Annotated in this window: 9 protein-coding genes; 7 read left to right on the top strand and 2 right to left on the bottom strand. The window is 73.2% G+C overall.

Annotation, left to right across the window (positions count from 1 at the left end):
* The first annotated feature begins 93 nt into the window (after positions 1–93).
* On the top strand, positions 94–1,242 hold the full coding sequence (locus ABD743_RS23505) for a glycosyltransferase family 4 protein (protein ID WP_344724308.1): 1,149 nt from the start codon (positions 94–96) through the stop codon (positions 1,240–1,242).
* Between the two features lie 3 nt (positions 1,243–1,245).
* On the opposite strand, the gene ABD743_RS23500 is transcribed toward ABD743_RS23505, so the two are convergent.
* Positions 1,246–3,096, bottom strand: a complete 1,851-nt coding sequence (locus ABD743_RS23500) for an AMP-dependent synthetase/ligase (protein WP_344724307.1) — start codon at positions 3,094–3,096, stop codon at positions 1,246–1,248.
* A gap of 113 nt (positions 3,097–3,209) precedes the next feature.
* Between ABD743_RS23500 and ABD743_RS23495 the strand changes: the two genes are divergently transcribed.
* The 6 genes from ABD743_RS23495 to ABD743_RS23470 all read left to right on the top strand — a co-directional run bounded on the left by ABD743_RS23495 (position 3,210) and on the right by ABD743_RS23470 (position 7,582).
* Complete coding sequence (locus ABD743_RS23495; protein WP_344724306.1) at positions 3,210–3,602, top strand: polyketide cyclase / dehydrase and lipid transport; 393 nt, start codon at positions 3,210–3,212, stop codon at positions 3,600–3,602.
* Between the two features lie 10 nt (positions 3,603–3,612).
* Positions 3,613–4,401, top strand: coding sequence for a metallophosphoesterase family protein (locus ABD743_RS23490; RefSeq protein ID WP_344724305.1), 789 nt, complete (start codon positions 3,613–3,615; stop codon positions 4,399–4,401).
* A 130-nt stretch (positions 4,402–4,531) separates the two neighbouring features.
* Positions 4,532–4,972, top strand: coding sequence for an SRPBCC family protein (locus ABD743_RS23485; protein ID WP_344724304.1), 441 nt, complete (start codon positions 4,532–4,534; stop codon positions 4,970–4,972).
* A gap of 36 nt (positions 4,973–5,008) precedes the next feature.
* Complete coding sequence (locus ABD743_RS23480; RefSeq protein ID WP_344724303.1) at positions 5,009–6,235, top strand: ArsA family ATPase; 1,227 nt, start codon at positions 5,009–5,011, stop codon at positions 6,233–6,235.
* A complete protein-coding gene (locus ABD743_RS23475; protein ID WP_344724302.1) occupies positions 6,232–6,594 on the top strand; it encodes a hypothetical protein in 363 nt (120 codons plus the stop codon). Before ABD743_RS23480 ends, ABD743_RS23475 begins: the two co-directional genes overlap by 4 nt.
* 40 nt (positions 6,595–6,634) lie before the next feature.
* Entirely contained in the window at positions 6,635–7,582 is a 948-nt protein-coding gene (locus ABD743_RS23470) for an ROK family glucokinase (protein WP_344724472.1), read from the top strand.
* 18 nt (positions 7,583–7,600) lie between these two features.
* Here the strand turns inward: ABD743_RS23470 and ABD743_RS23465 are convergent, their stop codons facing one another.
* Positions 7,601–8,041 (bottom strand): hypothetical protein, encoded by a 441-nt coding sequence (locus tag ABD743_RS23465; protein ID WP_344724301.1) that lies wholly within the window; start codon positions 8,039–8,041, stop codon positions 7,601–7,603.
* Positions 8,042–8,130 lie beyond the last annotated feature (89 nt).

The following is an 8,130-nucleotide window of genomic DNA, read 5'->3' as shown; positions in this document are numbered from 1 at the left end:
CAGCCGGCCGCCGCCCGATCTCTCACCCGCGTCCCCCGGCCGTGCCGGGCGCACCAGCACCGCCCTCCAAGGGCCTCCACTAGCGTCGGGCGCGTGCCACCCACGTTGCTGGTGACCAACGACTTCCCGCCCCGCACCGGCGGCATCCAGAGCTACCTGCAGGCATTCGCCGACCGGCTCCCCGCCGGTGAGCTCGCCGTCTATGCACCGGCCTGGCCAGGTGCCGCGGAGTTCGACGCCACGCGCTCCTACCCCGTGCACCGCCACCCCACCTCCCTGATGCTGCCGACCCCCGACGTCGCCCGGCGGGCCGTCGCGCTCGCGCGCGAGCACGGGTCGAGCACCGTCTGGTTCGGGGCGTCGGCGCCCCTGGCGTTGCTCGGGCCGGGCCTGCGCCGTCGGGTGGGCATCTCCCGCGTCGTGGCCAGCACCCACGGCCACGAGGTGGGCTGGGCGATGCTGCCGGGCGCCCGTCAGGCCCTGCGCCGTATCGGGACCGACACCGACGCGCTCACCACGATCTCCCGCTACACCCGCAGGCGGGTCGCCGCCGCCTTCGGCCCCGATGCGGCGTTGGAGGTCATGCCGTCCGGGGTGGACACCGCGGTCTTCCGCCCTGACCCCGCTGCCCGCGACGAGCTGCGCCGCCGCTACGGCCTCGGCGACGCGCCGGTCGTCACCTGTGTGTCGCGGCTGGTGGCACGCAAGGGGCAGGACGTTCTGGTCGCGGCGCTCTCCCGTGTGCGCGAGCGGGTGCGGGGAACGCGCCTGCTGCTGGTCGGCGACGGACCGTACGGCCCGCGGCTGCGCAGGCTGGCGGCCGAGGCGGGCGTCACCGAGCACGTCGTGTTCGCCGGGCGCGTGCCGGTCGAGGAGCTGCCGGCCCATCACGCCGTCGGCGATGCGTTCGCGCTGCCCTGCCGCACCCGGGGCCGCGGGCTCGACGTGGAGGGCCTCGGGATCGTGCTGCTCGAGGCCGCCGCGTCCGGGGTGCCGGTGGTGGCGGGCGACTCCGGTGGGGCTCCCGAGACCGTGCAGGAGGGCCGCACCGGCCACGTGGTCGACGGGCAGGACGTCGCCGCGGTCGCGGACGCCCTCACACGGCTGCTCGCCGATCCCGACTGCGCCCGCGCGATGGGTGCGGCCGGCCGCGAGTGGATGGTGGAGGAGTGGGCGTGGCCGTCGCGGGTGGCCCGCCTGCACGCGCTGCTGGCCGGCACGCCACTCCCCGCGTCGGCCTGAGGGTCAGGCGGAGGTCTTCGTCGTGCTGTAGATGCTTGCGATCTCACTGGCGAAGGTCTTCGCGACGACCGCGCGCTTGACCTTCATCGTGGGGGTGAGCTCGCCGCCTGCCTCGGTGAAGTCGGTGGACAGGATGCGGAACTCGCGGATCTGCTCCGCACGCGAGACGGCCTTGTTGGCCTCTGCCACGGCGCCCTCGATCTCCGCACGCAGGTCCGGGTCGTTCACCAGGTCGCCGACGCCGTCACCGGCAGGCTTGCCGTTGCGCTCGCGCCACCCGGGCAGCGCCTCCGTGTCGATCGTCACCAGCGCGGCGACGAAGGGCTGCGCCTCCCCGACCACCATGCACTGGCTCACCAGCGGGTGGGCCCGGAGCCGGTCCTCCAGCACCGCGGGGGCGACGTTCTTGCCGCCCGCGGTGACGATGATCTCCTTCTTCCGGCCGGTGATCGTCAGGAAGCCCGCGTCGTCGATCTCGCCGAGGTCACCGCTGCGGAACCAGCCGTCCTCGAGCACCTCGGCGGTGGCGGCCTCGTTGTGCCAGTACCCGTCGAAGACGAGCGGGCCCTTCAGCAGGATCTCTCCGTCGTCGCCGATGCGGACAGCGTGCCCGGGCATCGGCCGCCCGACGGAGCCCACGCGCTGGGCCGCGAGTGTGTTGATCGTGATACCCGCGGACGTCTCGGTGAGGCCGTAGCCCTCCAGCACCGGCAGCCCGACGCCGCGGAAGAAGTGCCCGAGCCGGTCGCCGAGCGGGCCGCCGCCGGACACCGCGGCCACCACCCCGCCGCCGACGGCGGCGCGGAGCTTGGCGTAGACGAGCTTGTCGAACAACGCGTGCCGCAGGCGCAGTCCGAGCCCGGGACCACCGGTGTCGCGGGCGCGGCTCCACTCGATCGCGGTGCCGGCCGCGGCGTCGAAGATCCGGCCCTTCCCGTCGTTGTGTGCACGCTGGCGGGCTCCGTTGTAGACCTTCTCGAACACGCGCGGCACCGCGAGCAGGAGGGTCGGCTTGAACGCGGCCAGGTCGGGCAGCAGGCTGGACACGTCCGGGGTGTGCCCGATGACGGTGCGCGTGGCGAAGGAGGCGCACTGGATCGCCCTGCCGAACACGTGGGCGAGCGGCAGGAACAGCAGCACGGACCCGTCCTTCCCGAGCATCTCGGGGAAGACGTGCTCCGCGGCCTTGACCTCGCTGAGCAGGTTGCCGTGGGTGAGCTCGCAGCCCTTCGGGCGGCCGGTGGTGCCGGACGTGTAGACGAGGCTGGCGAGGTCGGCTGCCCCCACGGCGCGGCGGCGGGCGTCCACCTGGTCAGCGGGCACGTCCGCGCCGAGCGCGGTGATCCGTTCCACTGCGGGCGAGGAATCGGCGTGATCGTCGGCACCGTCGGAGACGTCGACGGCCGGTTCGATCTGCCAGACGTGCCGCAGTGCCGGGAGGTCGTCGGAGACACTGCGGACGAGCGCGCGGTGCACGTCCGTCTCGACGATGACGGCAACGGCTGCGGAGTCGCTGAGGATCCAGCTGATCTGCTCGGCCGACGAGGTCTCGTAGATCGGCACGGTGACCGCGCCCGCGGCCAGCACCGCGTAGTCGATCAGCGTCCACTCGTACCGGGTGCGGGACAGCAGCGCCACCCGATCGCCCTGCTGTACGCCGGCGGCGATGAGGCCCTGCGCGATCGCGGTGACCTCCTCGGCGAACTGCCCGGACGTGACGTCGGTCCATGCCCCGTCGATCCGCCGGCGGAAGGCCGGTGCGGAGGCGTGCTGCGCGGCGTTGTCGTAGACCGCGTCGACGAGGTTCTCGTTCTCACCGACCCGGAAGGTTGCGGGGACGCTGTACTCGCGCACGGGCGTTGACCTCCTGGCCTGCGCTGGCTGTGGTTCACGGCAACCTACCGTGCTGATCTCCCTGTAGGGAGGGTCGAGTGCGCAGGCCGCGGCAGATCCGGCACGCTGCGTGTATGCCGTCGGTGGACGTGGTGGACGAGACGTTTCTCGCCGTGGCGCCCGAAGTGGTGGCCGCCGAGTTCGCCCAACCGGCACGGTGGCCCGTGCTGTGGCCCGATCTGCGCCTCGAGGTGATGACCGACCGTGGTGCGGAGGGGGTGCGCTGGACGGTGCAGGGCGCGCTCGTCGGCAGCATGGAGGTCTGGCTCGAACCCGTGCTCGACGGGACCGTGCTGCACTACTTCCTGCGCGCCGACCCGGCCGGACCGGACGGCACGCCGCGCCCGGCGTCGCCGCGCCGCGCCGCCGCGGAGGCCCGCAGGCGCCAGCGCGCGGCCAAGGCCATCGCGTTCGCCTGTAAGGACAGGCTGGAGGCGGGTCGCGCGCCGGGGGAGCCCCCGACGTAGGTTGGCGACCATGCGCGTGCACGTGGTGTCCGATGTGCACGGCAACGTCGAGGCGCTGGCTCGGGCGGGGGACGGTGCCGACGCGCTGCTCGTGCTGGGCGACCTCATCGACTACGTCGACTACGGCAATCCCGCCGCCGGAATCCTCGGGCGCGTCCTCGGCCCCGACGTGAGCACCCGCTTCGCACATCTGCGCACCAACGGTGCCCGCAGCGAGCTCGTCGCCTACGTCCGCGACGCGTGGTCACGCGTCGCCGACGCCGACGCCGTGCTCGAGCAGGCCGTCCGGGAGCAGTACGACCGGCTGTTCGCGGCGATGACCGTCCCGACCTACGCGATCCCGGGCAATGTCGATCTCCCGCGGCTATGGCCGGAGTACGAGCGCCCCGGGCTCAACCTGCCGGACGGGAAGGTGGTCACGGTGGGCGGGCTGAGGATCGGATTCGTCGGGGGCGTACCGCTGCCACCGGGGCAGACGGTGCTCTCCAGTGGTCCGTGGACGCCGCATCTGCTGCCCTTCGAGGAGTACGCGGCCACCGTCCGCGCCCTGGACCCCGTCGACGTGCTGTGCAGCCACGTCCCGCCCTCGGTTGCGGAGCTGGCCTACGACGTGGTCTCGCGCCGCCCCGAGGCCGCGGCGCCCGCGCTGCTCGACGTCGTCCGCCGGGACCGGCCGCGGGCCGCTCTGTTCGGGCACGTCCACCAGCCACTGGCACCCAGGGCGCGGGTGGGCCGCACCGAGTGCGTCAACGTCGGGCACTTCCGCCGGACCGGCGTGCCGTACGTGCTGCGCTGGTGATCCCCGGATGTCGCAGTAGGTGATGTTCGGCCCCGCTGGGTGACCCGTCGGTGTCGATGTTGGGGCCCGCTTAGCGACCCTTCGGTATCGATGTTCGGATCTGCCCGAGGCCCTTCGGTAGCCTGCCGCTATGGCCGACGCTACGACATCCACGATCACCATTGCCGCGGCGCCGGAGCGCGTCATGGCGGTGATCGCCGACTTCCCGGCCTACCCGGAGTGGGCTTCTCAGGTGAAGAGCGTCGAGGTGCTCGGTAGTGACCCGAACGGGCGCGCCGAAAGAGTGAAGTTCACGATGGACGCCGGACCGATCAAGGACTCCTACACGCTCGACTACACGTGGGCGCCCGATGCGAGGTCCGTGAGCTGGACGCTGGTGAAGGGCCAGATCCAGAAGGCGCAGAACGGGTCATACACCGTGGTAGGGACGGCGTCTGAGACCACCGTCACTTACAGCCTCGCTGTTGATCTGAACATCCCGATGATCGGAATGTTGCGCCGCAAGGCCGAGAAAGTGATCATCGACACCGCTCTCAAAGGGCTGAAGCGGCGGGTTGAAAGCGCCCCGTGACTGGTCGTCGGCCATCTCGCGGCTACTCTCCGCCTCGTGCGCGTCGTCATGTTCACGGGCAAGGGGGGCGTCGGGAAGACGACTCTCGCTGCGGCCACTGCCGCGCTGCTCGCGCGTGCGGGTCGCAAGGTATTGGTCGTCTCGACTGATCCGGCGCACTCGCTCGGCGATGCGTTGGCGGTCGAGCTCAGCGGCGAACCGTTGGAGCTCGAACCCGGTCTCTCCGCGGCGCACATCGACACCAGGGCGCTGCTCGACGGTTCCTGGACCAGCCTGCGGGGCCACCTACGCACGCTCCTGGCCGGGGCGGGCGTCGACGAGCTGGTGGCCGACGAGCTGACGGTGCTGCCCGGCGTCGAGGAGCTGCTCGCCCTCGGCGAGGTGCGCCGGGCGGCGGAGACCGGCCCGTGGGAGGTCGTGGTCGTCGACTGTGGACCCACGGCCGAGACGCTGCGGCTGCTCGCCCTGCCCGAGGCGATGTCGGGCTACCTCGAGCGGCTGTTCCCGGCCCACCGCCGTGCCGTGCGCGGCCTGCTCGCCGGCCTGTCCGGGGCGGGCCGCGAGGCGCAGTCGGCCTGGGACCGCACTGTCGACGCCCTCGACACGCTGGCCGAGCAGCTCGACGGCCTGCGCACGATGCTCGCCGACCACCGCAGGACCTCGATCCGGCTCGTCCTCACCCCGGAACGTGTGGTGGTCGCCGAGACCCGACGCACGCTCACCGCGCTCGCCCTGCACGGGCTGCACGTCGACGGGCTGGTCGCCAACCGGGTCGTGCCCCGGCCGCCGTCGTCGTTGCGCGGCCCGGCCGCCAGGTGGCTGCGCGTCCGGCACACCGAGCAGCAGGCCGTGCTCGCCGAGCTGGGCGCGGTGCCGGTGCCGCTGCGCACCGCCGTCCACACCGCTGAGGAGCCCACCGGGGTCACGGCACTGCTGGAGGTGGCGCAGTCCCTGTACGGCTCCACCGACCCCGTCCCGCCCCCCGGTGGGGCGCCCGAACCGCTGTTGCAGGTGCAGCGCACCGCCGGGCAGGGCAAGTCGCTGGACTCCGAGTTCGAGCTCGTGATGCACCTCCCGGGTGCCGGTGTCGGTGCGCTGGACCTCAGCCGCGTCGACGACGACCTCGCCGTCACCGCGGGCGGCACGCGCCGCATGGTGGCGCTGCCATCGGTGTTGCGCCGGTGCACCGTGAGCGGCGCGCGCCTCTCCGGCGATGATCTGCGGGTGGCGTTCACCCCCGACCCGGCGGTCTGGTTCCGGTGACAGGCACGGGAGGCTGCGGCGACCACAGCGGGCTCAGCGCCGAACTACGTGCGTTCGCCCTGAGCGCGCTCGGCAAGGTCGAGCCCTTGGTGGAGCGGCTGCGCGTCGAACCGACCGGCCGGACGCCCGAGACGTGCGCGAACTGCCCGGTGTGCGCCCTACTCGCCGCGTTGCGCGGCGACCAGCCCGAGCTCGCCGGGCGGCTGGCCACGCACGCAGCGGGGCTGCTCGCGGTGCTGCGGGCGGCGCTCGAGGAAGGCACACCGGCGAGCTCAGGCGGGCCGCCCGATCCCGAGCCGGCTGAGCCGGAACGGCGGGTGCAGCACATTCCGATCGATCGTGGGCAGGAGGCCGGATGACCGCCGGCGGGAGACTCCCCGGGTGGCTGTGTCTGCGCCTGTGCTGACTGTTGGTGTCGATGTCGGGGGAACGAGCGTGCGGGCCGGCGTCGTCGACGCCGAGGGAAACGTTCACGACACTGCTCGCACTCCGACCCCGCGGAGTGAGGCGGCGCTGGAGGCGGCGCTCGCAGGCGTCATCTCCGAGCTCGCCGGCCGGTACCGGATCGGAGCCGTGGGGCTCGCCCTGGCCGGATTCGTGACGCCGGACCGGCGCGGGGTCCGGTTCGCGCCGCACCTGTCGTGGCGCGACGCCCCCGTCGCCGACCGGATCGCCGAACGTGTTGGGCTGCCCGTCGTCGTCGAGCACGACGCCAACGCGGCTGCGCTTGCCGAGCGTCACTTCGGGGCCGCATCCGGCGCGTCCACCGTGGTCTTCGTCGCGCTGGGCACCGGCATCGGGTCGGCCCTGCTCATCGACGGGCAGCTGTACCGCGGCGCTTTCGGGGTGGCTCCCGAACTGGGGCACCTGCGTGTCGTGCCGGAGGGGCGTCCGTGCCCCTGCGGCAAGAACGGCTGCTGGGAGCGCTACTGCAGCGGCACGGCGCTGGCCACCACCGCCGTCGAGATGCTGGCGCGTGACCCCGGGCGGTCACCGGTGCTGCGCAGGCTCGTCGCGGGCGACCCTGGACGCGTCACGGGTCAGCGGGTGGCTGCCGCCGCCCGCGACGGCGACCCGGTGGCCTGCGCAGCCATGGACGAGCTCGCCCGGTGGCTGGGGGAAGGGCTCGCGCTGGTGGCGGACGTGTTCGACCCGGAGCTCGTGGTCATCGGGGGTGGGGTGTCGGAGTCGGCCCCGCTGTTCCTCGACGAGGCGCGCGAGCACTACGCCGCCACCGTCACGGGGGCGGGGCGTCGCCCGCTCGCGCGGATCCGCACCGCCCAGCTCGGCGAGGCGGCCGCTGTGGTGGGCGCGGCACAGCTCGCGCGTGAGGTCGTGCTGTCCTGAGCTGACGCCCGGCCGGCGTCAGACCACCGCGCCGTCGTCGCCCTCGTCCTGCTCCGTGCCGGGTGGGTCCGGCCACAGCCGCAGCACAAGCCAGCCGATCCCGGCAGCGAGCGCGACGAGTCCGAGCGGCAGCCCGTAGAGCGAGGGGACCCCGATCCAGTCGGGGGCCACGACCAGCACGAGACCGAGTCCGAGCAGTACCAGACCGACGATCGCGGGTGGGCCGAGCCGCGGCAGTGGGGGCGGCTCCGGCGGGACGAAGTGCTCGTCGTCGGCAGCGGGGGCCGGCTCCGGCGTCGGGACGGGCCGGGACTCGAACAGCGATCCCGCAGGCTCCGGGGCAGCGGGCCATTCGGGCACGTGGCCATCGCGGCGCAACTCCGCCACGATCGCGTCGAACTCGTCCGGCTTCCGACCGCCACGGTCGGGCTGCGCGCGTTCATCGGGATCCCGGTCCACGCGGCCTCCTTTCGACCTGCGGCCCGCATCCAAGCCCCCCGCTGTGCCCACCATCCTGACATGCCGGCCCGCGGAAGAGGAGAAGCGCG

The sequence above is a fragment of the Pseudonocardia yunnanensis genome, assembly GCF_039534065.1.
GTDB classification, from domain to species: Bacteria; Actinomycetota; Actinomycetes; order Mycobacteriales; family Pseudonocardiaceae; genus Pseudonocardia; species Pseudonocardia yunnanensis.
This window is presented reverse-complemented; position numbering and strand designations above follow the sequence as displayed.